Raw genomic sequence first — 26,876 nt, forward strand, 5'->3', positions numbered from 1 at the left:
CGCGACCATATAGGGTGGGCAAGCCGAGTTGAAAGAGGCGCATACATGATCAGACGTTTTGGCGAAAGACCCGAACCGGGGCGTCACTATGTCCGGCGCGCGGGCGCGTATGCCCTGCTGCCACGCTCAGGATCTCTGTTGTTGACCTGCCAGACAAATCCGGGGCCGGACCTGCAACTCCCCGGCGGCGGCATTGATCCGGGCGAATCGCCGCTGCCTGCCTTGCATCGCGAGGTGTATGAGGAAACCGGTTGGCAGATCGCCGCACCCCGCCGGGTTGGCGCATTTCGTCGCTTTGCCTACTTGCCGGAATATGATCTCTGGGCCGAAAAGATCTGCCTTATCTACATGGCCCGCCCCGTCCGCCGCCTCGGCCCGCCAACAGAGGCGTTTCACGAAGCGATCTGGATGAGCGCACCGGACGCCGCGCAGATGCTGGGCAATGCGGGCGACCGGTTCTTTGCCCGCAAGTATTGCATCGGCGATTTGTGATCCCCCCCTCACGGCCCGTTGAATTCGAACAACGTGGCCGATACGTCATCTTCCATTCCAAACTCTGGCGACATACGCTGGCTCAGCTTGTCATAGAGCGCGTCCAGGAACGCCCTGCCCTGAACCTCGGGGTCGCAGGCATGCACAAGGTCCAGCAGGCCATCCTCATCCAGCATCTCGCCGTTTTCCAGCCGACATTCGGTGAACCCATCGGAATACATCAACACCCGGTCGCCGCGTTCCAGCTTGGTTTCTATCTGGTTGTAAGGCACGTCCGGCAACAAGCCGATCGGCACACCGCCCTCGCCCAGAAACGTGGTCGTGCCGTCGCGGCGTAGCAACAGCGGATGCGGGTGGCCCGCCTGAACCAGTCGCAACATGCCGCTTTCAAGATCAACAATTCCGTAGGCCATGGTGAAATATTCCTCGACGCCCCGGTCGGTCAGCAAGCGGGCGTTGAGGATGCGCGCAACCTCTTCCGGCTGGCGTAGGGAATAGAATTTGTCGAAGCGGCGTTCCATCGCCAGGTTCTGATCCAGATAGCTGCCCGACAGGTAGCTGCCCAGCCGCGCGGTCATCATCGCCGAGGTGATACCATGCCCGGAGACATCGATGCTGTAGAACCCCAGCCGCCCCGCACCGGGCGAGAACATCCCCACCAGATCGCCGCCGATATGCCCGCAGGGTTCCAGCAGCAGGCTGACCCGCGAGGCGCCGAATTCGCGGCTGAGTTCCGGGACCAGCGATTCCTGGATCTTGCGGGCCTGAATCAGGTCCTTGTCGATGGCGTCATGCGCCAGCTTCAGCTCTTCCAGTGCCTTTTCAATCAGCCGGTTCTTTTCGGATAATTCACGCTGCATGCCCAACACACGGTCGCCCGCTGATATGCGTGCGCGCAACTCGTCCGAGCTGACAGGTTTGATCAGAAAATCATCTGCCCCGGCATCCAGCCCCTGCGCGACCTCGTTCTTTTCGCTCTTCGAGGTCAGCAGGATGAAATAGGAATACCAGTTTGTTTCAAGATCGCGAAAGGCGCGGCAGAAATCCGGTCCGCTGATGCCCGGCATGACCCAATCGCTCAGCACCAGATCGGGCGGATTTTCGGCGCAGATTCTCAGAGCCTCTTCGCCGCTATCGGCCTCGATCACCTCCAGCCCCCATTTCTTGAGCGAGCTGGCAAGGATGCGCCGTTGCAGCCGACTGTCATCGACGACCAGCACATGGCGAATCGAACCCAATACCTTCTGCGAATGCTCTTCTGCCGATCCAGCCTGCAGCACCGTTAAACCCCGGACACGATTTTAATCCCGACACGGGCCGAGCCTAGGCACGTTACCTTAACATCTTATGAAACAACGATTGCGCGAAAATCTTAACCTTGTGTTTACGACCTCTTCGCCAGACTGCGCGCAGGGCAGAACAGCCCCGTGAGGTGCAAGATGATTGACTGGTCCCGCGTCGCCCAGTTGCGCGACGAGGTTGGCGAGGATGATTTCGAAGAGGTGTTCGACCTGTTTCTGGAAGAGGTCGGCGAGGTGATCGCGCGTTTGCGGGTGAGCCCCGATCGCAACACGTTGGAGCGTGATTTGCATTTCCTGAAGGGTGGCGCGCTCAGCCTTGGTTTCAAAACCTTTTCCACATTATGCCAGAATGGCGAGCGAGAGGCCGCAAGCGGCAATGCCGAAACCGTGGACATCGCCGAAATCATTGCCGAATTTGAAAGCTCCCGGATCGCCTTTCAGGCCGAAGCCAAGGCACATCTGGTCTGATCAGATCACAAACTGCGCCAGCGTTTCGTCGTTGGTGATGTCGGTATAGGTAAACCCGGCATCGTCCAGATGGGCGAAAAGACGTTCGAAGTTTTCCGGCTTGAGGGTCTCGATCCCGATCAGAACCGACCCGAAATTGCGCGCGGATTTCTTGAGGTATTCAAACCGTGCAATGTCGTCCTCGGGGCCCAGAATCCCCAGAAACTCCTTCAAAGCACCCGGTCTTTGCGGCAAACGCAGGATGAAATACTTCTTCACGCCGGAATATCTCTGGGCGCGTTCCTTTACCTCGGGCAGCCGCTCAAAATCGAAGTTTCCGCCCGATGTCACGCACACCACGCTGCGGCCCCGGACAAAGCTCTGCACCTCTTCTACCGCATCGATGGCCAGCGCGCCCGCGGGCTCCAGCACGATCCCTTCAACGTTCAGCATTTCGATCATGGTGACGCAAATCCGGTCCTCGGACAGAACCAGCACATCCGACAAATGGGTTTTTCGCAGCAGATCAAATGTCTTTTCCCCGATCCGGCCCACCGCCGCGCCGTCCACAAAGTTATCCACATGACCCAATGTCACCGGATGCCCCGCCGCCAGCGCCGCCCGCAGACAGGCGCCGCCCGCCGGTTCCACAAACAGGCAATGGGTGCGGTCCCCGAACCAGGTGGCCACGCCCGAGGACATGCCGCCGCCGCCCACCGGCAGCACCACATGATCGGGCACGCCACCCATCTGCTCTTCGATTTCCACTGCAAGCGAGGCCTGACCTTCGATCACGTCTTCATCGTCAAAGGGCGACAGGAAGTGCCCGCCATTTTGCGCACACCAATCCTGTGCTGCGGCCAGCGTGTCGTCGAAATAGTCGCCAGTCAGGTGAATCTCGATCTGCTCGCCGCCAAATTTGCGGGTCTTCTGGACCTTCTGCTGCGGCGTGGTGACCGGCATGAAGATCACACCCCGCACCCCCATATGCTTGCACATGAAGGCCACACCCTGCGCGTGATTGCCCGCACTGGCACAAACGAACAGGTCCTGCCCCTGCTGTTTGCGCATCGCGTTGAACGCCCCGCGCAGCTTGTAGGAGCGCACCGGGCTGAGATCCTCGCGTTTGAGCCAGATATCAGCGCCATAGCGCTCGGACAGATGTGCATTGCGCTGCAGCGGCGTCGGCGGAAAGACAGAACGCATCGCCTGCTCGGCGGCGCGCGCGCGGGTCATGAAATCAGTCATGAGCGCGTCACTGCCGCATGCGCGCGCTCATGGCAAGGAATACATCCGTGTACAGGGGATCAGTCGAGCGCGCGGCCCTCGATATAGTGACCATAAAGCGTGGTCAGAATGCTGACGTTAATCAGGGAGAAGATCAGCGTCACGATGACCTGAACCGCGATACCAAGGATCGGGAGGATCGAAATTGCGACACCGAAGACCACCTGCAAGCCCAGCTGAACAATCGCCATGATCACGACCAGAAGCAAAATTGCTCCGGTACTGCCCTCGGTTGCCCGCCAAGCATCGCCAAAACTCATCGGGCGACCAATGGCAACAGCAGGCAGCACAACGCTCAACCGATAGAACAGAACGATGAGAAAAATCCACACTGCGATCATCACCACGACACCGAGCGGGCCGAGCAAAGCTGAAATGAGCGACGCGGCCAAACCGATCACAGCAATCAGAACGATAATCATGAAACCGCGCCCGAAGTATCCCAGCATCCGGTCAAAGTGGAGCGGTGGCACCCAGCCCTTTGGGTATTCTTCAAGCAAGACGAACCGGTGCCACGCCACAAAAATCCAAAGCGTGATCAGACCCCAGACGAGACCGCCAAGAAACAGCCAGCCGGGCCTGATCTCGGCCTGCGATTCGACCAAGTCTACTGCGGCATCGCCCGAGATCTGACCCATGGAGAGGCCGCTCTGGCTAAAAATGAGGGCAATCAGAAACGCCATGATCACCGAGGGAACCAGCCCGATCTGCAGGGCTTCCTGAAGGTTCCGAAAGACCAGCTTCACGGAATGTAGAAAAAAGCTCCAACCCTTCATGGCAATCCTCTCAATCTATTCGTGCGCCAATCTTTCTGAATTCACCCGCGACGCCAAGGCGACATGTCGGCACCAGCTTGCCCTGTTGCCAAAAAACCGCTAGGGGCCATCCGTCATTCGATTGAGAGGAAATTCCATGTCCGCGCCCAAGAAAGTTGTGCTGGCCTATTCCGGCGGCCTTGATACGTCGATCATCCTGAAGTGGCTGCAGACCGAATACGGGTGCGACGTAGTGACCTTTACCGCCGATCTGGGCCAAGGCGAAGAGCTGGAGCCGGCGCGCAAGAAGGCCGAGCTGCTGGGGATCAAGCCCGAGAACATTTATATCGAGGATATCCGCGAGGAATTTGTCCGCGATTTCGTCTTCCCCATGTTCCGCGCAAATGCGCAGTATGAGGGGCTCTACCTGCTGGGAACCTCGATCGCGCGCCCGCTGATTTCCAAACGTCTGGTCGAGATTGCCGAAGCCACCGGTGCCGACGCCGTCGCTCATGGCGCGACCGGCAAGGGCAATGATCAGGTGCGGTTCGAACTGGCAGCTTACGCGTTGAACCCCGACATCAAGGTCATCGCGCCGTGGCGCGAATGGGATCTGACCAGCCGAACCCGTCTGCTGGAATTTGCCGAAGCCAACCAGATTCCGATTGCCAAGGACAAACGTGGCGAGGCGCCGTTCTCGGTCGATGCCAACCTGCTGCACACCTCTTCCGAGGGCAAGGTTCTGGAAGACCCCGCTGATATGGCCCCCGATTATGTCTATCAGCGCACGGTGCATCCCGAGGACGCGCCGAACGAGCCGGAATTCATCGAGATCGGTTTCGAAAGAGGCGACGCGGTCAGCATCAATGGCGAGGCGATGAGCCCTGCAACCATCCTGACCAAGCTGAACGAATATGGCGGCAAGCACGGGATTGGCCGCCTCGATCTGGTTGAAGGCCGGTTCGTGGGCATGAAATCGCGCGGCATTTACGAAACTCCGGGCGGCACCATCCTGCTGGAGGCGCATCGCGGCATCGAATCGATCACCATGGATCGCGGCGCGATGCACCTGAAAGACCAGTTGATGCCGCAATATGCGGAACTGATCTATAACGGTTTCTGGTACAGCCCTGAACGCGAAATGCTGCAAGCGGCAATCGACAAGTCCCAGGGCCATGTCACCGGGACCGTTCGCGTGAAGCTCTACAAAGGCCTTGCCTCGACCGTGGGCCGCTGGTCGGATCACTCGCTTTATTCCGAGGCACATGTGACCTTCGAGGAAGATGCCGGTGCCTATGATCAGAAAGACGCGGCAGGCTTTATTCAGTTGAACGCGCTGCGTCTGAAACTGCTGGCCGCACGCGACAAGCGCCTGAAGTAAATACGCGCCAGAGTTGTAGATACCCCCGGACTGCTACAACTCTGACAAATATTTGCCCCTTTGTTCTGCGAATCCCGAATACGGGCCGCCCAAGGTGAAACCGGGCGGTCCGCGTAACGGGTATCTGGCAGAACACAGAGGCAGACATGCAGGGAAGCAGCTCATTTACATCAAAGGCGGGGTTCGAATTTCGCGGCACAGCGCGGGAGTTTTTCGGGATCTGGATCGTCAATCTGCTGCTGTCGATCCTGACGCTTGGCATCTATAGCGCCTGGGCCAAGGTGCGGACCAAAAAGTACTTCTACCAGAGCACCTATGTGGCCGGGCGCAACTTTGACTATCACGCGACGGGCATGCAGATCATGATCGGGCGGCTGATCGTCATTGCCGGGATTGTCGCTTACGCATTGCTCAGCACGAATGAAATTGCGGCGGTGGTGATGATCCTGGGTCTGATTGCCCTGATCCCCTATCTGCTGGTGCGGTCGTTGCGCTTCAATGCGCGCATGTCCAGCTGGTCAAATATCCGCTTCACCTTTCACGGCAGCTTTGGCTCTGCGCTGAAGGTCTATTACCTCTACCCCTTCCTGGCCGCCCTGTCGCTTTATACCGCTTGGCCCTTCGTTACCCGCGCCACTCAGCGTTTTCTGGCCAATGGTCATGGGCTTGGCACCACGCGGTTCAGCTTTAGCAGCGCGATTGGCCCCTTCTACAAGGCGTTGGTCGCAGCCATCATCTGGGGTCTTGGATCGCTGATGTTACTCTATGCCATCGTCGGCACCAACCTGGACATCCCGCGCGCGCTACAGGCCTTTGACTCCGGCTCGGATGAGGTTGCGGCCCTGATCGATGTGGGGCTGATCTATGTCGTCTTTCTGGTCGCCATTGTACCGTCGGCTCTCATCTATCACGCGATGGTGCGCAACACGGTCTATAACAACCTCACACTGGACAAAGCACACAGCTTTCACTCCAGCGTTTCGCCGTTGAAGCTGATGTGGATTTCGGTGTCGAACTTCTTTGTGGTGATATTGACGCTCGGCCTGATGATGCCTTGGGCTCATGTGCGACGCGCGCGCTATCTGGCAGCTCACACAACGCTCTATCCTGGCGGATCTCTGGATGACTTCGTGGATGAGGAAACCGCAAGCGGAAATGCCGTCGGCGACGCCTATGGTGATCTCGAAGGGTTCGGGATTGAGGTCGCGGTGTAACCGCGACAGGCCGCGCCGATGCCCTTCATCCGCTCAACCCAAGGCAGTGTCTCGATCCAGGGGCGCGCTTATCCACCGCTCAGCTCGCGAGAGCTGCGCGCACGGCTGGCGGTCGGGCAGGGTCGGGTCTGGCTGATCGATCCGGGGCAGAAAATTCTGACCCAGTCGGACCTGACAGATGTAAAGGTCGAGCCGCGCCTGGGCCAAGCGGAACGCCGCATTATCCTGCCCGACGGCACGCTGTTTCTGACCGCGGACCACGACACGGTGGACACTCTGTTGGGAAATCACGCCGCGCTGCACCGGGTCGAGCAGTTTCACCCAAGACTGATCGCTGTTGTGCTGGCCTGCATCATAGGTGCCTGGGCGATGTGGAAATACGGCCTGACCGCGCTGGTGCATGTGGCGGTCTGGCTGACGCCCGGCCCAGTCGTCAGTGCGATGGATCAAGGCATGTTGGCCAGCATGGACCACGTGATGAGCGCGCCCAGCCGACTCGACGCTGAGACACGGGCCGAGGTGCAACGGATCTTCGACCATTTGCAGGAGCATCTCGCCCCGGAGGGCGCCGCCCATGACACCCAGCTTGCCTTCCGCCACATGCCCGGCATGGGGCCAAACGCCTTTGCTCTGCCGGGTGGCACTATCATCGTCACCGATATGCTGGCCGAGACCGCCTCTGCCGATGCTCTAGCCGGTGTGATCGGGCATGAGATGGGTCACGTCGCGCGGCATCACGGGCTCAAGCAGGTCTATCGCTCGGTCGGTGGCTTTGTCCTGATCTCCATGCTGGCGGGCGATACCGGCCCGATCCTTGAAGACGCGCTGTTGCAAGGCAACCTGATCCTGTCGCTGTCCTACTCCCGGGAGCATGAGCTGCAAGCCGATAGCTTTGGCGCCCGCCTGGCACAACAGGCCGGGTATGATCCCAATGGGCTACTGGATTTCTTCGACAGCCTCGACCAGCCGGAACAGGAAGGGTCGGCGGATTGGCTCAGCACCCATCCGGGGTTCGAGGATCGCAAACGCAATCTGCGGCGGATTGACGACCTGCGGTGACTAGCCCCTCGGGTTTAAGCGCGGCTGGCGGTCATCTGTTCGTAATAGGGCATCGCGGCCGCCAGCAGGGGCTGCAATTCTTCCGGCACATCCGGTAGCGGGCCCTCGGGTTCGGCAAACCCGGTGGATTGCCAGACCGCGCCATACCAATGCGCCGCCCACACGCCATCCGCCTTGTGGCCCCCCTTGGGCCAGCTCAACATATGCGGAGACCACGGCACGCCGATCTCGTCACAGAGCTTTTCCAGCGTCGCGGCGGGGTTGGCGCGGATGTCGTGGCTGTCGACCACAACCGGCGTTCCGCCCCAGGATTTGACCTCTTCAAACAGCTCCACCTGCTGGCGAAACCCGATATCGTCCAGCACCGGGTTTTCGCGCTTGGCCGCATAGCTGGCGATCACCCGCGCGGGGTGGCGGATCAGAAAGACGTTGCAGACCCCGCGCATCCAGTCGCGGGGAATGCCCTCGACCATGTGCTGGGTCATGTGTTTCTGATACCAATAGGGCCGCGCGCCCGGATGGGGGCCGGACAGATAGCGCGCAACCTGATCGGCGTCCTGCTCGTGAGCGGCCAGAACCTCACCGCGCAGCGGGTGGTCGATGCCGGTGCGCGCGAGGTAAGCGGCATAAAACGGCTCGTCGATCACCGCGCAATCGGTGCGCGCACCAAAGCTGTACATCATGGCCGTCGACAGGTTGCGCGGCCCGGACCACATGGCGATCTTCATGTTGCGCCCTCCCGGTCTATCAGTGCCTTGTAGAGTGTGCGGATATGGCTGGTCATCGGCCCCATCTCGCCAGTGCCAATCACACGCCCGTCAATCTCGCTCACCGGAGTCTGCGCGCCGAAAGTTCCGGTCAGAAACGCCTCATCCGCGCCATAGGTGTCGACCAGAGAGTAATTGCGCTCATATACCGGTATGCCGTCGGCCCGGCACAGGTCGATCACCTTCTGCCGCGTGATCCCGTTCATGCAGTAATCCCCGGTCGAGGTCCAAACCGCGCCCTTGCGCACGATGAAGAAGTTGCAGGCATTGGTCGTGTTCACGAACCCGTTCACATCCAGCATCAGCGCCTCATCCGCACCTGCTTTTTCGGCAGCAATACAGGCCAGAATGCAGTTCAGCTTGGAATGAGAGTTCAGCTTCGGGTCCTGGGTCATCGGCAGCCCGCGCAGATGTGGCACGGTGGCCAGCCGGATCGGACGCGGCAGGTTCGGGCGGGAATGTTCCATGATGATCGTCACGGTCGGCCCCTGCCGGCTGAGCGAGGGATGCTGGAAGGGTCGTGTCTTGACTCCGCGCGTCACCATCAGCCGTGCATGGGCATCCGTGGTCATGCCATTAGCCGTCTGCGTATCCAGCAGCGCGTTGATGACCCCGTCACGATCCAGCCCGATATCCAGATCGATCGCCTTGGCAGCCTCAAACAGCCGGTCGATATGTTCGTCCAAAAACGCCCAGCGCCCGTTATACAGCCGCAGCCCCTCCCACACGCCATCGCCCAGCATGAAACCGCTGTCATAGACGCTGACCACGGCTTTTGCTTTCGGAACGATCTGACCATTCAGGTAGATCAGAATAGCCTCGTTCCGCGCATCTTCCTCGGCCTGATGCGTGCTCATCTTGTCTGCCATGACTTCTCCTCCGGCGCGCACGCTACTGCCGCCGGGCGTGCGGGCCAAGGGGTAAACTCAGGTCACCTGCATGTGACAAACCATGTCACACCCTTGCCTGAGACGGCTGACCGCCACACCATCCGTGCAAAGGAGACCCGACATGACCCTGACCGATCACATCAAACCCGTTGCCCTCTTCACCCTGATCGTCTTCGCCGCCGCGCTGCGCAGCCTGCCCGCCTCAGCCGCGCCTGCCGAAACGCTGACTGTCGCTGGCGGTTGCTTCTGGTGCGTCGAATCCGATTTCGAGAAAGTCCCCGGCGTGATAGGCGCGGTGTCTGGCTTTACCGGCGGCTCCGTCAAAAACCCGACCTACAAGCAGGTCACCAAGGGCGGCACCGGACATTACGAGGCCGTTCAGATCACGTTCGACCCGGCAAAAGTCTCGCGCGAACGCCTGCTTGAGATGTTCTTGCGCTCGGTTGATCCGACCGATGCGGGCGGCCAGTTCTGCGACCGGGGCGACAGCTATCGCACGGCGATATTCGTCTCTAACAATAGCGAAAAGGCGCTTGCAGAGCGGGTCAAAGCCGAAGCCCAGTCCGATCTGGGGCAAAAGATCGTCACGCCGGTGAAATCCGCAGGCGCGTTTTATCCGGCCGATGCGTCGCATCAGGATTATTACAAGGGCAAAAACCTTGTCATCACCCGCTTTGGACCCAAACGTCAGAAAACCGCCTATAAGCTCTATCGCGAGGCCTGTGGTCGGGATGCGCGAGTGAAACAGCTTTGGGGAAGCGCCGCACCGTTTGCCGGTAGCTGATTGGCCAGCCGAAACAAAGAAACCCGCCGATTCTCATCGGCGGGTTTCTTGTGTCTGGTGACCCCGTCAGCCCAGATCGTTCGAGGCCAGCACCGCCATGTTCAGAATGTCATTGGCAGTCGAGCCGGTGGAACAGATTTGGATCGGTTTGCCGATCCCAGCCAGGATCGGACCGATCACATTGGCCTCGCCCATCTCCTGCATCAGCTTGACCGAGATCGAGGCCGAATGCCGGGCCGGAACGATCAGGATATTCGCAGGACCGGTCAGCCGCTGGAACGGATAGCCTGCCTGCGCCTGCGCGTTCAGCGCGACATCGACGGTCATCTCGCCTTCAAACTCGAAATCCACGCCGCGTGCCTCCAGCACCTGGGGAGCCTGGTGCATCTTTTCGGCGCGTTCCGAGATGGGATAGCCAAAGGTAGAGAAGCTGACAAAGGCCACGCGCGGCTCAAGCCCGATATGGCGGGCGACACCTGCCGCGCGTTCGGCGATATTGGCCAGATCCTCGGGTTCGGGCCATTCATGCACCAGCGTATCGCCGATCAGAACAATACGCCCCTTGTGCAACAGCGCGGTAATCCCCGCCGTTCCGCTGTGAATATCGGCATCAAACACATGGTTGATCTGATCCAGCACATGGGCAGATTTACGCGTCGCGCCGGTCACCAGACCATCACCATGCCCATGCGCCAGCATCAGAGCGGAAAACACGTGCCGGTCCCGCGCGGCCAGACGATGCACGTCCTTCTCGTCAAAGCCCTTTCGTTGCAGGCGCTCGTAGAGAAAGCTCTTATACGCATCCAGATGTAACGTATTGGCGGCATTCACCACTTCGATCTCACGGGTGGCGTCGCTGAGCCCGACGCTTTCCAGCTTTTCCTTCACATCGTCGGGTCGCCCGACGACCAGCGCCTTGCCATAGCCCGAGCGCTGATACATCACCGCCGCACGCAGCACGCGGGGATCGTCACCTTCGGCAAAGATCATCCGGCTTTGCGCCGCGCGCGCCCGTGCATTCATGCCGCGCAGAATGCTGGCGGTCGGGTCCATCCGGGACTTCAAGCTGAGCTCATAAGCATCCATATCCACGATCGGACGTCGCGCCGCGCCGGTGTCCATCCCGGCCCGCGCCACGGCGGGTGGAATGCGGTGGATCAGGCGCGGGTCAAACGGCGTCGGGATGATATAGTCGCGGCCAAAGGACAGGCTTTTGCCATAGGCCATGGCAACCTCATCCGGCACATCTTCGCGCGCCAGCGCGGCCAGCGCGTTGGCGCAGGCAATCTTCATCTCGTCATTGATCGCACGGGCATGGATATCCAGCGCGCCCCGAAAGAGATAGGGAAAGCCCAGCACGTTGTTGACCTGATTGGGATAATCAGAGCGACCCGTCGCGACGATGGCATCGGCGCGCACCTCATGAGCGTCTTCCGGCGTAATCTCTGGGTCGGGATTCGCCATCGCAAAGATTACTGGATTATCGGCCATATCGGTCAGCATTGCCTGGGTCAGCGCACCCTTGACCGACACGCCCAGGAACACATCCGCGCCCTTCATCGCCTCATCCAGCGTGCGCAGCTCGGTTTTGATCGCATGGGCCGATTTCCACTGGTTCATCCCCTCGGTCCGGCCCTGATAGATCACGCCCTTGGTGTCACAGACAATGCAGTTGTCATGCTTTGCCCCCATCGACTTCAGCAACTCGATACAGGCGATCCCCGCCGCCCCGGCACCGTTCAGCACGATCTTGACGTCTTCGATCTTTTTGCCGCTCAGATGCAGCGCGTTGATCAGACCGGCGGCGCAGATCACCGCCGTACCATGCTGGTCATCGTGAAAGACGGGGATATCCATCTCTTCTTTAAGACGCTGCTCGATGATGAAACATTCCGGCGCCTTGATGTCTTCCAGGTTGATGCCGCCAAAGGTCGGCCCCATCAGACGCACCGCGCGGCAGAACTCATCCGGGTCTTCGGTGTCCAGCTCGATATCGATCGAGTTCACATCAGCGAACCGTTTGAACAGGACCGACTTGCCCTCCATCACCGGCTTCGAGCCGAGCGCGCCAAGATTGCCAAGCCCAAGAACGGCCGTCCCGTTCGAGATCACCGCAACCAGATTGCCCTTGTTGGTATAGTCATACGCAGTCTCGGGGTTCTCGGCGATTTCCTCGCAAGGCACCGCAACGCCAGGGCTGTAGGCCAGCGACAGATCGCGCTGCGTCGTCATGGGAACGGTGGCCTGCACCTCCCACTTGCCCGGCGTGGGTTCGATGTGAAAGGCAAGCGCTTCTTCGCGGCTGATCTTCGCTTTGGGCATGTGGGTCTTCTTTTTGCTATAGGGGCCAATGCCTCATAGCGCAGCATGGCTGCCGCCTCAACGGCGTTACGTTTTCACCTTTCGTCACATCAAACGGGTTTGTAAGGTCGCGCCGGTTCACCCACGGAGAGACAGGCCTTGACCACAGTCACGCCGATGATGGCGCAATATCTCGACATCAAGGCGGCGCATGCGGATGCGCTGCTGTTTTACCGGATGGGCGATTTCTATGAGATGTTTTTTGACGACGCCGTCGCCGCGGCCGAGGCGCTGGATATCGCGCTGACCAAACGCGGCAAGCATGAGGGCAACGATATCCCGATGTGTGGCGTGCCCGTTCATGCCGCCGAAGGCTATTTGCTGACGCTCATCCGCAAGGGGTTTCGGGTCGCCGTTTGCGAACAGATGGAAAGCCCTGCCGAGGCCAAGAAACGCGGCTACAAGTCAGTCGTGAAACGCGATGTGGTACGGCTGGTTACCCCCGGGACGCTGACCGAGGAATCACTGCTGGAAGCGCGGCGGCATAATTTCCTGGCGGCTTACGCAGTGGTGCGCGATGCTGCTGCGCTGGCCTGGGCCGATATCTCGACCGGGGCGTTTCATGTGATGCCGCTGGCCCCGGTGCGACTTGGCCCGGAACTGGCCCGCCTTGCCCCCGCCGAAATGATTGTCGCAGACGGGTCGGAGGGCGAATTCGCCGAAATAGTCTCTGATATGGGTGTGCCGCTGACCCCGCTGGGGCGTGCCAGTTTCGACAGCACGGCGGCGGAAAAGCGGCTATGCGCGCTGTTCAACGTGGGGGCGCTGGACGCGTTCGGGCAGTTTTCCCGTGCCGAGGTCTCGGCCATGGGCGGGCTGATCGACTACCTTGAGATCACGCAAAAAGGCAAACTGCCGCTGCTGCAACCGCCGGTGAAAGAGGCCCAAGATCGCGTGGTTCAGATCGACGCCGCCACGCGCCGCAACCTGGAACTCACCCGGTCACTCTCGGGTGGGCGCGCCGGGTCATTGCTGGCCGTTCTCGACCGCACGGTCACCCCCGGCGGCGCGCGATTGCTGGAACAGCGCCTGTCCAGCCCGTCGCGGAATCTGGATGTGATCACAAAACGTCTGGATGCCGTCAGCTTCGCCACCGAGGACCGCCTGACCGCCACTGACCTGCGCGAGGCTTTGCGCAAGACCCCCGACCTGGATCGTGCCCTATCGCGGTTGGCGTTGGACCGCGGCGGCCCGCGCGATCTGGCCGCGATCCGAAACGGCTTGACCCAGGCCGAGGCAATCGCTCAGATCGCCGGGAAACAGGAGCTGCCGCCGCTGCTGAGCGACTCCATCAGCAACCTCTCCGGCTTCGATGATGTGCTGGGCCTGCTCGATGCCGCGCTTGTGGCGGACCCCCCGCTGCTGGCCCGTGATGGCGGGTTTATTGCCGAAGGGTTCGATGCCGAACTGGACGAAGCCCGCACCCTGCGCGACGAAGGCCGGTCTGTGATTGCCGGGTTTCAGCAGAAATACGCGGAACATACCGGCATCACCTCGCTGAAGATCAAGCACAACAACGTGCTGGGCTATTTCATCGAGACCACCGCCACCCATGCCGACAAGATGCTGAGCACGCCGTTCAGCGAGACCTATATCCACCGCCAGACCACCGCCAATCAGGTCCGCTTTACCACCGTTGAGTTGAGTGAGATCGAAACACGCATCCTGAACGCGGGCAATCTGGCATTGGAGATCGAAAAGCGGCTCTATCAAAGGCTTTCTGATGCGATTCTGAATGAGGCCGCAGAAATCAACCAGGCCGCGCGCGGGCTGGCAGAGATCGACCTGACCACCGCGCTGGCCGATCTGGCCACCGGCGAAAACTGGTGCCGTCCCACCGTCGATACCAGCCGCGCCTTTGCCATCGATGGGGGGCGTCACCCGGTTGTGGAACAGGCCCTGCGTCAACAAAGCGGCGAGAGCTTTGTGGCCAATGATTGCGACCTCAGCACCGAAAACGGTGCCGCGATCTGGTTGCTGACAGGGCCAAACATGGCCGGTAAGTCGACCTTTCTACGCCAGAATGCGCTGATTGCTTTGCTCGCGCAGATGGGCAGCTATGTCCCGGCGGATGCGGCCCATATCGGGCTGGTCAGCCAGCTATTCAGCCGCGTCGGCGCGTCTGATGATCTGGCGCGCGGGCGCTCCACCTTCATGGTTGAGATGGTCGAAACCGCCGCCATCCTCAACCAGGCTGACGATCGCGCGCTGGTGATCCTGGATGAAATCGGGCGTGGCACCGCTACCTATGACGGGCTGTCCATCGCCTGGGCCACGCTGGAACACCTGCACGCCGCGAACCAAAGTCGCGCACTGTTTGCCACGCATTATCATGAGCTTACCGCACTTGCAGGGAAACTCTCAGGGGTCGAAAACGCCACCGTTTCGGTCAAGGAATGGGAAGGTGAGGTGATCTTTCTGCACGAGGTCCGCAAAGGTGCTGCGGATCGCTCTTACGGCGTGCAGGTCGCGCAGCTTGCCGGCCTGCCCGCCTCGGTCGTGGAGCGCGCGCGTATCGTGTTGGAGCAGTTGGAAAAGACCGAGCGCGAGGGCGGCAAGCAACAGACGCTGATCGATGACCTGCCGCTATTCTCTGCCGCACCCCCCGCTGCGCCCGTCATGAAAGCCGCGCCCTCACCCGCGCTGGACATGCTTGACGAGATTCTGCCGGATGACCTTTCGCCCCGCGAGGCGCTTGACCTGATCTACAAACTGAAAGAGGCGGCCAGATCCTGACCGCCCCTTTTATCTGGCTCGCGAAAAATCAGCTCGCTGGCATCGATGACACGCCAACCTGCGCCGGGCGCAGCAGACGGTCATGCAGCATGAACCCTTCGGCTGAGACCTGAATGATATCACCCGCGCGGGTGCCCGGCAGCGGCGCCTCGAACATGGCTTCGTGCATCTGCGGATCAAACCGGTCGCCCACCTCGGGCGAGACGACGCGGATTCCATGCTTGGAAAACACGTCCAGCAATGCCCGCATGGTCAGTTCAACCCCTTCGATCAAAGCGGCTGAGACCTCTTTCTGCTCGTCGGTCGCGGCCTCCAAAGCGCGCTTCATGTTGTCATAGACCGGCAGCATATCGCGGGCGAGTTTCGAGCCGCCATATTGCTCGGCATCGCGCCGCGCCTTGTCGCCGCGTTTGCGAGAATTCTCGGCATCGGCCAGCGCGCGCATGAACCGGTCCTTGTATTGGTCCCGCTCGGCGCGCAGCGCGTCCAGCTCGGCCTCTTCGCTGCTGATCTCGCTCAGCTCTTCGGCAAGCTCCTCAGCCTCGACCTCAGCAATATCGTCCAGAAAATCTTCGTTTTTGGGCTCTGCCATCTTTTCACCTCTAGCTCCGGTCGGAAATCAATTTCCCGACCAGTTGCGCCGTATAATTCACAATCGGCACGATCCGTCCGTAGTTCAGGCGCGTGGGTCCAATCACACCCACGGCACCGATAATCTTTCGATCAGAGTTCATATATGGAGACACCACCAGAGAGGAACCCGAAAGTGAGAAAAGTTTGTTCTCTGAGCCGATAAAAATGCGCACACCCTCGCCTTCTTCGGTCAGTTCCAGGAAATCCGCGATGTCGCGCTTGCGCTCAAGATCGTCAAAGAGCGTCCTGATCCGCTCCAGCTCTTCGGCCTGATCGGTTTCCCCCAGCAGATTCGCCCGGCCCCGCACGATCAGCCGCGCGGAGTCTGAATCCTGACTGTCCCAGGCCGCCAGCCCGCTTTCGACCATCTCGCGCGCAAGCGAATCAATCTCTTGTCGGCGCGTCGTGATCTGGCTTTGAATATCGCGCCGCACCGCGCCGATCGTGCGCCCTTCGATCAATGTGTTCAGGAAATTGGCCGCTTCGCGCATCGAGCTTGGGGTCTGCCCGGGCGGCGGGGTAAACAGGCGGTTTTCCACATGCCCGTCGGAGAAGACCAGAACCACCAAGGCACGGTCATGGGCGAGTGAGACAAATTCGATATGCCGGATCTCGGCCTCATGCTTGGGCGTCAGCACCAGCGAGGCCCCCTGCGTAACCCCCGACAGGGCAGAGCCGATCCGGTCGAGCATGCCACTGACATCGGAATGTTCATTGCCAAGCGTGGAATCGATACGCGTCCGGTCGGCATCCTCAAGCTCGCCAACCTCAAGCAAACCATCGACAAACATCCGCAGACCCATCTGCGTCGGCACCCGTCCGGCACTGACATGAGGGCTGTCGAGCAGGCCCAGATATTCCAGATCCTGCATCACGTTGCGCACGGTGGCGGCGCTGACCTTTTCGCTGAGCGTCCGGGTCAGGGTGCGGCTGCCCACGGGCTCGCCACTATCCAGATAGGACTCGACGATCAAACGGAACACTTCGCGCGAGCGTTCGTTCATGTCTTCCAACAGTTTCGTCGCATCGTTCATACGCGCATCCTCGGTCGGGCGGTCATTAAAACCCATGTGATACAAAGGTCAATTGGGGTTGCGCTTGCCATCCCGCGGACGGTATCCCAAGGCCGGACAGGATAAGGAATTCCGATGCGACCCTCTGGACGAAAATTAGACGAAATGCGCCCGGTTTCAATTGAAACCGGCGTGACCAAACATGCCGAAGGCTCCTGCATGATCCGCATGGGCGATACGCATGTGCTGTGCACCGCCACCATCGAGGATCGCGTGCCGCCCTTCATCAAGGGCTCGGGGCTGGGATGGGTTACCGCCGAATACGGCATGCTGCCCCGTTCGACCAACACCCGCATGCGACGTGAGGCGTCTTCGGGCAAGCAAGGCGGACGCACCGTGGAAATCCAGCGCCTGATCGGCCGCGCCCTGCGTGCCGGTGGGGATCGGGTTGCCTTGGGCGAACGTCAGATCACCGTCGATTGTGATGTGATCCAGGCTGATGGCGGTACCCGCTGCGCCTCGATCACTGGTGGCTGGGTGGCGCTGCGTCTGGCCGTGAACAAACTGATGAAGACGGGCGACGTGATCTCTGATCCGCTGATCGATCCGGTCTCGGCGGTATCCTGCGGGATTTATGCAGGCCAACCGGTGCTTGATCTGGATTACCCCGAAGACAGCGAAGCAGGCGTTGACGGCAATTTTATCATGACCGGATCGGGCAAACTGATCGAGGTACAGATGTCTGCGGAAGGGTCGATCTTTTCCCGCGACCAGATGAACCAACTGATGGATTTGGCGGAAAAAGGCGTCTCGGAACTGGCCGCCGCACAAAAGGCCGCCGCCGCATGACCCGCAAATTCACCGGCGACCGGCTGCTGATCGCGACCCACAACAAGGGCAAGCTTGAGGAGATGGCGCATCTCCTCACACCTTTTGGGGTCACGGTCATCGGCGCTGGTGAGATGGACCTGCCGGAACCCGAGGAAACCGAGGACACTTTTATCGGCAATGCCCGGATCAAGGCCCATGCCGCAGCCAAGGCGACCGGCCTGCCCGCGCTGTCCGATGATTCCGGCATCACCATCGACGCGCTCGACGGCGCGCCCGGTGTCTATACTGCCGACTGGGCCGAAACCGGCAACGGTCGCGATTTTATGGTGGCCATGACCCGTGCCCATAATGAGCTTGAGGCGCGCGAGACCCCCCATCCCCGTCACGCGCAATTCCGCTGCACGCTGGTGTTGGCCTGGCCTGATGGCCACGACGAAGTGTTCGAAGGCGTGGCACCCGGCCATCTGGTCTGGCCCGTGCGCGGCATTGACGGGTTCGGATATGACCCCATGTTTGTGCCGCAAGGCTATGACCAGACATTCGGGGAAATGGATCGTTGGGAAAAGAACAAGATCAGCCATCGCGCCGATGCGGTCGCGAAATTCGTGACCGGCTGTTTTGACGGATGACTGGCAACAGGGTGGCTTTGGCCTCTATGTGCACTGGCCGTTCTGTCAGGCCAAATGCCCCTATTGCGACTTCAACAGCCATGTTTCATCGCAGATCGATCAACGGGTCTGGGTCGACGCCTACCTGAGCGAGTTAAACCGCACCGCGCCCGCGCTGTCGGGCCGGGTGTTGAACACGATCTTTTTCGGCGGCGGCACGCCCTCCTTGATGGAACCTGAAACCGTGGCGGCGGTGATCGAGGCTGCGCGCAAACACTGGCCGGTTGCCAATGATCTTGAGATTACGCTTGAGGCCAATCCCGGCTCGGTCGAAGCCGGGCGGTTTGCCGGATACCGTGATGCCGGGGTCAATCGTATTTCCATGGGAATTCAATCGCTTAACGATGATGATCTGCGCCGTTTAGGCCGAATCCACACGGTTGATGAGGCGCGTGCGGCTTTCGACATCGCCCGCAATTGCTTTGACCGCGTCAGCTTTGATCTGATCTATGCGCGCCAGGACCAGACGCATGAAGATTGGTCAACAGAACTGACCCAAGCGCTGTCCATGGCGGTAGATCACCTCTCGCTCTATCAGTTGACGATCGAAGACGGCACCGCCTTTGGCGATCGGTATGCGCGGGGCAAACTGCGGGGGTTGCCCGAGGACGACGCCGCCGCCGACATGTATCTGGCCACGCAAGAGATCTGCGCCCGCCACGGCCTGCCCGCTTACGAGGTTTCGAACCACGCCCGCCCGGGATCGGAATCGCGGCACAATCAGATCTATTGGCGCTATGGTGATTACCTGGGCATCGGCCCCGGCGCCCATGGGCGGCTGACGATTGACGGGCAGCGATACGCCACCGAAACCTATCGAATGCCAAGCGAATGGGTGAAGGCGGTCAAGTCCGGCTCTGGCGATACTCTCAGAACACCGCTTTCCAGCGCTGAACAGGCCGAGGAATACATGATGATGAGTATGCGCCTGTCTCAAGGTCTAGATATCGATAGATACACCAATCTTTCGGGTAGTCCGATAAACTCACACAAAATGTCGCAACTTATCGAGCTCGGCATGATCGAACAGGACGGCGCTATGCTGCGGGCGACGCCAACCGGACGCCCCGTCCTGAATGCCATCCTGCGCGAATTGATGGTGGGCTGATCGAATGCAGTATCTCTGGGCAGCGCTGGGTCTGATCTGTGTTGGCCTTGCTGTCATCGGCGTGGTGTTGCCCCTGCTGCCGACAGTTCCGTTCCTGCTTCTGGCGGCGTTCTTCTTTGCCCGCTCCTCAAGCCGCCTGCATGACTGGTTGCTGAGCCATCGCCTGTTTGGTCCGATGATCGACGACTGGCACAGCTCCGGCGCGATCCGGCCCGGCGCAAAAAAAACGGCCACCCTCTCAGTCGCCGCCGTATTTTTGCTGTCACTTATCTTTGGGGCGCCCGGCTATGTACTGATCATTCAGGCGCTGGTGTTGAGCTGCGTGCTGATCTTTATCTGGACCCGCCCTAACGGCTGAGTTTGGCGCAAAGATCATCCAGTTGATCAAGGTTTTCATAGGTCAGTACAACCTGGCCCGATTCCGCGCCTGGCTTGTGATTGATTGCCACTTTCATTGCCAGAATCGCCGACAAGTCGCGCTCCAAAGCGCGGGTATCGGCATCTTTGGTTGGGGCTGATGGACGTAGTGCTGTTGGGGTTTTTCCTGCCTCGCCCTGTTGCTGCTTCTTGACCAGCGCTTCGGTCGCCCGAACCGACAACCCCTCCTTCACCACCTGTTTCGCCAGATCAGAGGGGTTTTCCGCCGTAATAAGAGCCCGCGCATGCCCGGCTGACAGTTTGCCATCCACCACAAAACTCTGAACATCCGACGGCAGCGAGAGCAACCGCAGCAGGTTCGCAATGTGACTTCGGCTTTTGCCAAGCGCCTCGGCCAGCTTTTCCTGAGTATGGCCGAACCTGTCCATCAATTGACGATAGCCTGCCGCCTCTTCCACTGCGTTCAGATCGGCCCGTTGAATATTCTCGATAATGGCGACTTCCAGAACCTCGGTATCGTCCAGATCACGGACAAGCACGGGAACTTCATGCAATTGCACCATCTGCGCCGCGCGCCACCGGCGCTCGCCGGCAACAATCTCGTATTCACCACCATCCACCGGACGCACGATCAACGGCTGCAGAATCCCCTTCTCCCGGATCGACGCGGCAAGCTCATCCAGATTCTCCTGCGAGAAACTGCGTCGCGGCTGATCCGGATTGGCGCGCAGCTTTTCGATTGGAACCGCAATGTCGGACCGAGTCGGAGCGGATTCGGAATTCACAGGCTCAGGAGTCACATCCGCCATCAACGCAGAAAGACCGCGCCCAAGCCCGCGTGGTTTTGAGGTTTTCATGCTCACTCCTCTCCGCCTTATGCGGCGACTTTGTTATGTTTGCGCAGCAATTCTTCGGCCAGCGCCCGATAGGCCGCAGCACCTTGCGAGGTTGGATCATAATTCATCACCGGCAGCGCAAAGGATGGGGCTTCACTCAGTCGTACATTACGCGGAATCTTGGTGTCAAACACAAGCGCACCCAGATTGTCACGCGCATCCTGTTCAACCTGCTGGGACAAGTTGTTGCGTTTGTCGAACATGGTCAACACAACACCTTCGATTCTGAGGTCGGGATTCGCCGTCTGCCGCACTTCTCGGATCGTCAGCATCAGTTGCGACAGCCCTTCCAACGCAAAGAACTCACTTTGCAGCGGCACCAGCACCGAATGGGCCGCAACCATGGCGTTCACAGTCAGAAGGCTTAGCGATGGCGGGCAGTCGATCAGGATAAAATCCCAGCCAAACGCGTCCATCGCCGTCTGCCGCAACGCATCATGCAAAAGGAAACTGCGCTTTTCGTTGGACATCATCTCGATATCGGCAGAACTGAGATCGACCGTTGCCGGAACGATAGACAAGCCTTCAATGTCCGTATCCCGAATGACCGAGGTCAACGGCGCTTCGTCGATCAACAGCTCATAAGTCGTGCCCGAACGCTCATCAATACCAAGACCGGTAGAGGCATTGCCCTGAGGATCGAGATCAACCACCAGAACACGCAGCCCCTGCTCGACTAGACCCGCAGCCAGATTGATTGCCGTGGTGGTTTTCCCAACGCCCCCCTTCTGATTTGCAACCGCGATGATACGGGGGCCCTCGGGACGAGACAGATCAGACACGCGCATTTCCTCGGATTTTCAGAATGACCGCATTGGGTTCTGTTAAACTAGTAATCGCATCCGCCGTGAAATTCCATTGCTTCGCTGCGTTATCCACTTCTTTTTTCCAACTGACCCCCTTGGGAAACAGCGCCACGCCTTCCGGTTTCAAATGCCTGTCACAAAAGGAAAAAAGTGTCTCCAGATCGGCGAGAGCTCGGGCAGAGACAATATCTGCCTGCTGCGGATCGACGGATTCTATGCGCTTGGCCAGAACTTTGGCCTCGCAACCGGTTTCGCGAAGGACGGTGCGCAGGAAAGCGCATTTCCTTTGGTCGCTTTCGATCAATGTGAAGCGAAGGTCTGCTTCGATCTCCATCGCCGCTATTGCAACGACCAGCCCGGGGAACCCTCCACCGCTCCCGATATCAACCCAATGGCCGTTAGGGGTCGCGATTTGGGCAACCTGGAGGGAATCCACAAAATGACGTGTCCACAGAGTTTCAAGGCTAGGTTTGGAAACCAGATTGATCTTGGGATTCCATTTCCTGACCAGGTCCGCATAAATTGTCAGTCTTTCGATTGTTTCACGTGAAACATCGAAACCCGCCAGGGCCCCCGCCGCGTCACTCATGCGCTGCGCACCCGATCCAGCCGCCGAAGATGGGCGAGAATCAACGCGAGCGCTGCGGGCGTAACCCCTTCGACTCGCGCAGCCTGGGCCAGATTTTCCGGTCGAGCCGAGACAAGCTTTTGTTTCAGCTCGCTGGACAGCCCTTCAAGGCGCGAAAAGTCAAAACCGGCCGGTATGCGGTGGTTTTCGTCGCGCTTCAGCGCCGCGACATCCTTTTGCTGCCGCGCAATGTAATTTGCGTATAGCGCATCGCGTTCAACCTGACGGCGGATCGGATCCTGCACCGCACCCAAACCGTCGATCACTGGCAGAAGATCCTCGAAAGACACATCCGGGAAAGCCAGCACGGCCATCCCATCCCGCCGGTTTCCATCTTGGTTCACAGATATACCCGCGTCCTGCAATTGCTTTGGGGTATATGTATGTTCCGTCAGCATCGATTTCGCAGCATCGATTTGTGCCATTTTTTCCAGAAATTGCTCCCGACGCCAATCGTCTATGCAGCCGAGCTCTATTCCAACAGGTGTCAGCCGCTGATCGGCATTGTCCGCGCGCAAAGACAATCGGAATTCCGCCCGTGAGGTAAACATCCGATAGGGCTCGGTCACGCCCCGTGTCGTCAGATCATCAATCATTACACCGATATAGCTGTTGGAGCGGCCAAACAGCACAGGTTCCGCGCCTTTGACCTCCAACGCTGCATTCAAACCAGCAACCAACCCCTGCGCGGCAGCTTCTTCATACCCCGTTGTCCCGTTAATCTGTCCTGCCAGGAACAGGCCCGGCACCGACTCCAGAGACAGGCGGTTGGATAGCGACCGAGGATCGACATAATCATATTCGATAGCATAGCCCGGTTGCAGAATGACCGCTTGCTCAAGCCCTTTGATGGAATGGACGTAATCATCCTGCACATCGCGCGGTAACGAGGTGGAAATCCCGTTCGGATAGATGGTGTGATCATCAAGCCCTTCTGGTTCAAGGAAAATCTGATGCGACTCCTTGTCGGCGAAGCGGACGATCTTATCCTCGATCGACGGGCAATATCTGGGGCCCACCCCATCGATATGACCGCCATACATGGCCGACCTTTCAAGATTGTCAGCAATGATCTGATGAGTTTGCGCGTTTGTATGCGTGATTCCGCAGGATATCTGCCGCGCGGCCGGGGCGTTGGACAAGAACGAGAAAAGAACCGGATCATCGTCGCCCGGCTGCATCTGCAGATCACTCCAGTCAATCGTGCGCCCGTCAAGTCGTGGCGGTGTGCCAGTTTTCAAGCGTCCGAGTGGCAGATCAAAGGAGTCGAGCCGTTCGGCGAGTTTCACGGACGGCTTGTCCCCCATACGGCCACCCGGATGGCTGACATCCCCGATATGAACAATCCCGCGCAGGAACGTACCAGAAGTCAGGATAACCGTGCGCGAGCGTACCTCCGATCCGTCGGCCAGAAGAACACCCGCAACAGCCGCGCCGTTCATCAGGAAATCAACGGCCTCGCCCTCAATGACGGTCAGGCCTTGCTGTTTCAAAGTTTCCGAGAGCATTCCTGAGCGGTACCGCGTGCGATCCGCCTGAGCGCGTGGTCCTTGGACCGCCGGTCCTTTACGGCGATTCAGCAGGCGGAACTGGATACCAGCGTAATCCGCGACGCGGCCCATAACACCATCAAGCGCGTCGATTTCCCGGACGAGATGTCCCTTACCCAAACCCCCGATGGCTGGGTTGCAGGACATCACACCGATATCGTCTTGCTTCAGCGTGATCAGCGCAACACGAACGCCAAGCCGCGCGGCGGCATGGGCTGCTTCGCAACCCGCATGCCCTGCCCCGATGACAGCAACATCAAACTCTGAATGTTTCACGTGAAACACTCCTTACTTACCCAGGCAAAAACTCGCGAAGATTTCGTCCAGCAAGTTTTCGACATCTACCCGGCCCACCAGAGATTCAAGCGCACGGATTGCCGTGCGCAGTTCTTCCGCAGCTATATCATACTGATCTGGCCCGGAGTCGAGGATCAAAGAGACATTTGACAGCGCTGCCATTGCAGTAATCATCGCGGTGCGATGGCGTTCGCGGGTTGCAATGCCACGACTGCTGGCGCGGTTGAGCAGTCGCTCCGAGATTTGCGTGACCAATTGATTGATCCCCGTCCCGGTCAACCCCGATATGAACCCGGGCTGATTCCCATGCAAGTCACCCTTGGGACGGACATGAATGTCATCGGGCTGCGGTGTGATTTTCAGGTCATCCAAAGAATCGCTAAGGAATACCCTTAGATCAGCGTGGTCGGCGCGATCCTTGGCCTTTTGGATTCCGATACCTTCCACATAGTCTTCGGTGTCGCGCAGACCGGCCGTGTCCAGCAGGGTCACCGGCAACCCGGACAGGTCCATGCGCACTTCGATAATGTCGCGGGTTGTACCTGCAAACTCCGAGGTGATCGCCGCTTCTCGCCCGGCCAAGGCGTTGAGCAAGGTAGATTTTCCCACATTCGGGGGGCCGACAATCGCAACCTCAAACCCGGTGCGGATGCGTTCGGCAATCTTGACGCTGGCTGCCTCTCGCTCAAGGTCTGCGGTAACAGCAACGAGCAGCGAGCGCACTTCAGGCGTGACATCAGTCGGCACCTCTTCGTCAGCGAAGTCGATCACCGCCTCCAACAGCGAGGCCGCACGGATCAGATCGCGACGCCAGGATTCCGCCAGCCTGCCAAGCTCACCCGCTAGGATCGTCTGTGCCTGCTTTCGCTGCGCCTCGGTTTCGGCATCAATGAGATCGGCCAGACCTTCGACCTGTGCCAGATCAAGTTTACCGTTCTCCATCGCGCGGCGGGTGAATTCGCCCGGTTCCGCCAAACGCAGCGAATCATGGTCCGACAAGGCCCGCAGCGCCGCCGTGATTATGGCGGGGCTGCCGTGGATTTGAAACTCAACCACGTCTTCGCCGGTGAAGCTGGCGGGCGCCTGGAATGACAGCACCAAGGCCTCGTCCAGAACCGCGTCGGACGAATCCGTCAATTTATGAAATCGCATGCCACGCGCGGGCAAGGGGGCGCCGCATATCTGCTCGGCCGCGCTCCGGGCTTGCGGCCCGGAGATACGGATCACGGCAACGCCGGCTTTGCCTTGCGCGCTGGCCAGCGCAAAGATGGTATCCATACCGATGGCCTCGCGATGGTCACGAAAGAATCAGGTGTTCATCGAATCGAAGAACTCGGAATTGGTCTTGGTCTGCTTGAGCTTGGACAGCAGGAACTCGATCGCGTCGGTGGTTCCCATGGGGTTGAGAATCCGGCGCAGAACAAAGGTCTTGGCCAGATCGCCCTTGTCGACCAGCAGGTCCTCTTTCCGTGTACCGGATTTGAGGATGTCGATGGCCGGGAAGACGCGCTTGTCTGCGATTTTACGATCCAGCACGATTTCCGAGTTACCGGTGCCTTTGAATTCTTCGAAGATGACCTCGTCCATCCGGCTGCCGGTATCGATCAGCGCGGTGGCGATGATGGTCAGCGACCCGCCCTCTTCGATATTCCGTGCCGCGCCAAAGAACCGCTTGGGGCGTTGCAGCGCATTCGCATCCACACCACCGGTCAGAACTTTGCCCGAGGACGGCACCACAGTGTTGAACGCCCTACCAAGTCTTGTGATCGAGTCGAGAAGAATAACAACATCTCGTTTATGTTCCACCAAACGCTTGGCTTTTTCGATCACCATCTCGGATACGGCCACGTGGCGGGTTGCCGGTTCATCAAAGGTCGATGACACAACCTCACCCTTCACCGAGCGCTGCATATCGGTCACCTCTTCGGGGCGTTCATCTATCAGCAGCACGATCAGGTAGCATTCCGGATGGTTCTTCTCGATCGAGTGCGCGATGTTCTGCAGGATCACCGTCTTACCGGTCCGCGGCGGGGCCACAATCAGCGAACGCTGGCCTTTACCGATCGGGGCCACCAGGTCGATAACCCGGGCCGAGCGGTCCTTGATAGTGGGATCCTCGATCTCCATCTTCAGACGCTCATCGGGGTAAAGCGGCGTCAGGTTGTCGAAGGCGATCTTGTGCTTGGCTTTTTCGGGCGCCTCAAAATTGATCTTGGTGACATTGGTCAGCGCGAAATAGCGTTCGTTGTCATTGGGGGCCTTGATCTGCCCTTCGATCGTGTCCCCGGTACGCAGGCTGTACTGGCGGATCATGTCGGGCGAGACATAGATGTCGTCCGGACCCGGCAGGTAGTTCGCCTCAGGCGAGCGGAGAAAGCCGAAACCGTCCTGCAACACCTCAAGTACACCATCACCACCAATGGCCCATCCCTCGTCCGCACGTTCGCGCAGGATCTGGAACATCATCTCGCCCTTACGCATGGTCGAGGCGTTTTCGATCTCCAGCTCTTCGGCCATCGCCAAAAGATCTTTGGGGCTCTTGGCTTTGAGATCGGCAAGATTGAGGGATTCGGTTGTCATGGTTATAGGACCCT

General features: G+C 59.5%; 25 protein-coding genes. 11 read left to right on the top strand and 14 right to left on the bottom strand.

The genetic code is table 11. The annotated features are described in order from the left end of the window. Positions 1–45: 45 nt before the first annotated feature. A complete protein-coding gene (locus tag AB1E34_RS06465) occupies positions 46–492 on the top strand; it encodes an NUDIX hydrolase (RefSeq protein WP_372571519.1) in 447 nt (148 codons plus the stop codon). Between the two features lie 8 nt (positions 493–500). Here AB1E34_RS06465 and AB1E34_RS06470 read toward each other — a convergent pair whose 3' ends face one another. Continuing rightward, complete coding sequence (locus AB1E34_RS06470; RefSeq protein WP_372571520.1) at positions 501–1,772, bottom strand: PP2C family protein-serine/threonine phosphatase; 1,272 nt, start codon at positions 1,770–1,772, stop codon at positions 501–503. Positions 1,773–1,931: 159 nt separating this feature from the next. On the opposite strand from AB1E34_RS06470, the gene AB1E34_RS06475 reads away from it, so the two are divergent. Next, the gene (locus tag AB1E34_RS06475; RefSeq protein WP_372571521.1) at positions 1,932–2,261 is read left to right on the top strand and encodes an Hpt domain-containing protein; all 330 of its coding nucleotides are present in this window, start codon (positions 1,932–1,934) and stop codon (positions 2,259–2,261) included. On the opposite strand, the gene ilvA is transcribed toward AB1E34_RS06475, so the two are convergent. Continuing rightward, a complete protein-coding gene (ilvA, locus tag AB1E34_RS06480) occupies positions 2,262–3,488 on the bottom strand; it encodes a threonine ammonia-lyase IlvA (protein WP_372571522.1) in 1,227 nt (408 codons plus the stop codon). 59 nt (positions 3,489–3,547) lie between these two features. Further along, positions 3,548–4,273, bottom strand: coding sequence for a hypothetical protein (locus tag AB1E34_RS06485; RefSeq protein WP_372571523.1), 726 nt, complete (start codon positions 4,271–4,273; stop codon positions 3,548–3,550). 166 nt (positions 4,274–4,439) lie between these two features. Between AB1E34_RS06485 and AB1E34_RS06490 the strand changes: the two genes are divergently transcribed. The 3 genes from AB1E34_RS06490 (at position 4,440) to AB1E34_RS06500 (ending at position 7,936) form a co-directional block, all read left to right on the top strand. Then, positions 4,440–5,663 (top strand): argininosuccinate synthase, encoded by a 1,224-nt coding sequence (locus tag AB1E34_RS06490; protein WP_372571524.1) that lies wholly within the window; start codon positions 4,440–4,442, stop codon positions 5,661–5,663. A gap of 146 nt (positions 5,664–5,809) precedes the next feature. Next, complete coding sequence (locus AB1E34_RS06495) at positions 5,810–6,877, top strand: YjgN family protein (RefSeq protein WP_372571525.1); 1,068 nt, start codon at positions 5,810–5,812, stop codon at positions 6,875–6,877. An 18-nt stretch (positions 6,878–6,895) separates the two neighbouring features. Continuing rightward, positions 6,896–7,936, top strand: a complete 1,041-nt coding sequence (locus AB1E34_RS06500; protein ID WP_372571526.1) for a M48 family metallopeptidase — start codon at positions 6,896–6,898, stop codon at positions 7,934–7,936. A 14-nt stretch (positions 7,937–7,950) separates the two neighbouring features. Here the strand turns inward: AB1E34_RS06500 and AB1E34_RS06505 are convergent, their stop codons facing one another. Both AB1E34_RS06505 and AB1E34_RS06510 read right to left on the bottom strand, forming a co-directional pair. After that, complete coding sequence (locus AB1E34_RS06505) at positions 7,951–8,664, bottom strand: sulfotransferase-like domain-containing protein (protein ID WP_372571527.1); 714 nt, start codon at positions 8,662–8,664, stop codon at positions 7,951–7,953. Then, positions 8,661–9,572, bottom strand: a complete 912-nt coding sequence (locus AB1E34_RS06510) for a D-amino acid aminotransferase (RefSeq protein WP_372571528.1) — start codon at positions 9,570–9,572, stop codon at positions 8,661–8,663. Before AB1E34_RS06510 ends, AB1E34_RS06505 begins: the two co-directional genes overlap by 4 nt. Before the next feature lie 142 nt (positions 9,573–9,714). On the opposite strand from AB1E34_RS06510, the gene msrA reads away from it, so the two are divergent. Then, complete coding sequence (gene msrA, locus AB1E34_RS06515) at positions 9,715–10,377, top strand: peptide-methionine (S)-S-oxide reductase MsrA (RefSeq protein ID WP_372571529.1); 663 nt, start codon at positions 9,715–9,717, stop codon at positions 10,375–10,377. Positions 10,378–10,443: 66 nt separating this feature from the next. Here msrA and AB1E34_RS06520 read toward each other — a convergent pair whose 3' ends face one another. Further along, positions 10,444–12,699 carry an NADP-dependent malic enzyme gene (locus AB1E34_RS06520; protein ID WP_372571530.1) on the bottom strand — a complete coding sequence of 752 codons (2,256 nt, stop codon included), beginning with the start codon at positions 12,697–12,699 and terminating at the stop codon, positions 10,444–10,446. 156 nt (positions 12,700–12,855) lie between these two features. Between AB1E34_RS06520 and mutS the strand changes: the two genes are divergently transcribed. Then, positions 12,856–15,474 (top strand): DNA mismatch repair protein MutS, encoded by a 2,619-nt coding sequence (gene mutS / locus AB1E34_RS06525; RefSeq protein WP_372571711.1) that lies wholly within the window; start codon positions 12,856–12,858, stop codon positions 15,472–15,474. A gap of 28 nt (positions 15,475–15,502) precedes the next feature. Here mutS and AB1E34_RS06530 read toward each other — a convergent pair whose 3' ends face one another. Together AB1E34_RS06530 and hrcA are read right to left on the bottom strand one after the other, a co-directional pair. After that, entirely contained in the window at positions 15,503–16,066 is a 564-nt protein-coding gene (locus AB1E34_RS06530) for a nucleotide exchange factor GrpE (RefSeq protein WP_372571531.1), read from the bottom strand. 10 nt (positions 16,067–16,076) lie between these two features. Continuing rightward, positions 16,077–17,141: a heat-inducible transcriptional repressor HrcA gene (hrcA, locus tag AB1E34_RS06535; RefSeq protein ID WP_372571712.1), complete on the bottom strand. Its 1,065-nt coding sequence runs from the start codon at positions 17,139–17,141 to the stop codon at positions 16,077–16,079. Positions 17,142–17,255: 114 nt separating this feature from the next. Between hrcA and rph the strand changes: the two genes are divergently transcribed. Genes rph through AB1E34_RS06555 form a run of 4 tightly spaced genes read left to right on the top strand, consistent with a single transcriptional unit; the run spans position 17,256 to position 20,085 of the window. Next, positions 17,256–17,969 (top strand): ribonuclease PH, encoded by a 714-nt coding sequence (rph, locus tag AB1E34_RS06540; protein WP_372571532.1) that lies wholly within the window; start codon positions 17,256–17,258, stop codon positions 17,967–17,969. Further along, positions 17,966–18,580: an RdgB/HAM1 family non-canonical purine NTP pyrophosphatase gene (gene rdgB, locus AB1E34_RS06545; RefSeq protein WP_372571533.1), complete on the top strand. Its 615-nt coding sequence runs from the start codon at positions 17,966–17,968 to the stop codon at positions 18,578–18,580. The genes rph and rdgB overlap by 4 nt, the downstream gene beginning before the upstream one ends. After that, entirely contained in the window at positions 18,570–19,727 is a 1,158-nt protein-coding gene (gene hemW / locus AB1E34_RS06550) for a radical SAM family heme chaperone HemW (protein WP_372571534.1), read from the top strand. The genes rdgB and hemW overlap by 11 nt, the downstream gene beginning before the upstream one ends. A 4-nt stretch (positions 19,728–19,731) precedes the next feature. Further along, complete coding sequence (locus tag AB1E34_RS06555) at positions 19,732–20,085, top strand: YbaN family protein (protein ID WP_372571535.1); 354 nt, start codon at positions 19,732–19,734, stop codon at positions 20,083–20,085. Here AB1E34_RS06555 and AB1E34_RS06560 read toward each other — a convergent pair. Genes AB1E34_RS06560 through rho form a run of 6 tightly spaced genes read right to left on the bottom strand, consistent with a single transcriptional unit; the run spans position 20,075 to position 26,862 of the window. After that, the gene (locus AB1E34_RS06560) at positions 20,075–20,968 is read right to left on the bottom strand and encodes a ParB/RepB/Spo0J family partition protein (RefSeq protein WP_372571536.1); all 894 of its coding nucleotides are present in this window, start codon (positions 20,966–20,968) and stop codon (positions 20,075–20,077) included. The two genes, AB1E34_RS06555 and AB1E34_RS06560, sit on opposite strands and share 11 nt — an antisense overlap. Before the next feature lie 11 nt (positions 20,969–20,979). After that, a complete protein-coding gene (locus AB1E34_RS06565; RefSeq protein WP_372571537.1) occupies positions 20,980–21,783 on the bottom strand; it encodes a ParA family protein in 804 nt (267 codons plus the stop codon). Continuing rightward, a complete protein-coding gene (gene rsmG, locus AB1E34_RS06570) occupies positions 21,776–22,396 on the bottom strand; it encodes a 16S rRNA (guanine(527)-N(7))-methyltransferase RsmG (protein ID WP_372571538.1) in 621 nt (206 codons plus the stop codon). Before rsmG ends, AB1E34_RS06565 begins: the two co-directional genes overlap by 8 nt. Continuing rightward, the gene (gene mnmG, locus AB1E34_RS06575; protein WP_372571539.1) at positions 22,393–24,261 is read right to left on the bottom strand and encodes a tRNA uridine-5-carboxymethylaminomethyl(34) synthesis enzyme MnmG; all 1,869 of its coding nucleotides are present in this window, start codon (positions 24,259–24,261) and stop codon (positions 22,393–22,395) included. The genes rsmG and mnmG overlap by 4 nt, the downstream gene beginning before the upstream one ends. Before the next feature lie 12 nt (positions 24,262–24,273). Next, positions 24,274–25,560, bottom strand: coding sequence for a tRNA uridine-5-carboxymethylaminomethyl(34) synthesis GTPase MnmE (gene mnmE, locus AB1E34_RS06580; protein WP_372571540.1), 1,287 nt, complete (start codon positions 25,558–25,560; stop codon positions 24,274–24,276). A gap of 30 nt (positions 25,561–25,590) precedes the next feature. Beyond that, the gene (gene rho, locus AB1E34_RS06585; RefSeq protein ID WP_306200817.1) at positions 25,591–26,862 is read right to left on the bottom strand and encodes a transcription termination factor Rho; all 1,272 of its coding nucleotides are present in this window, start codon (positions 26,860–26,862) and stop codon (positions 25,591–25,593) included. Positions 26,863–26,876: the final 14 nt, after the last annotated feature.

It is taken from the genome of Ruegeria jejuensis (genome assembly GCF_041537905.1).
Classification (GTDB): domain Bacteria; phylum Pseudomonadota; class Alphaproteobacteria; order Rhodobacterales; family Rhodobacteraceae; genus Ruegeria_C.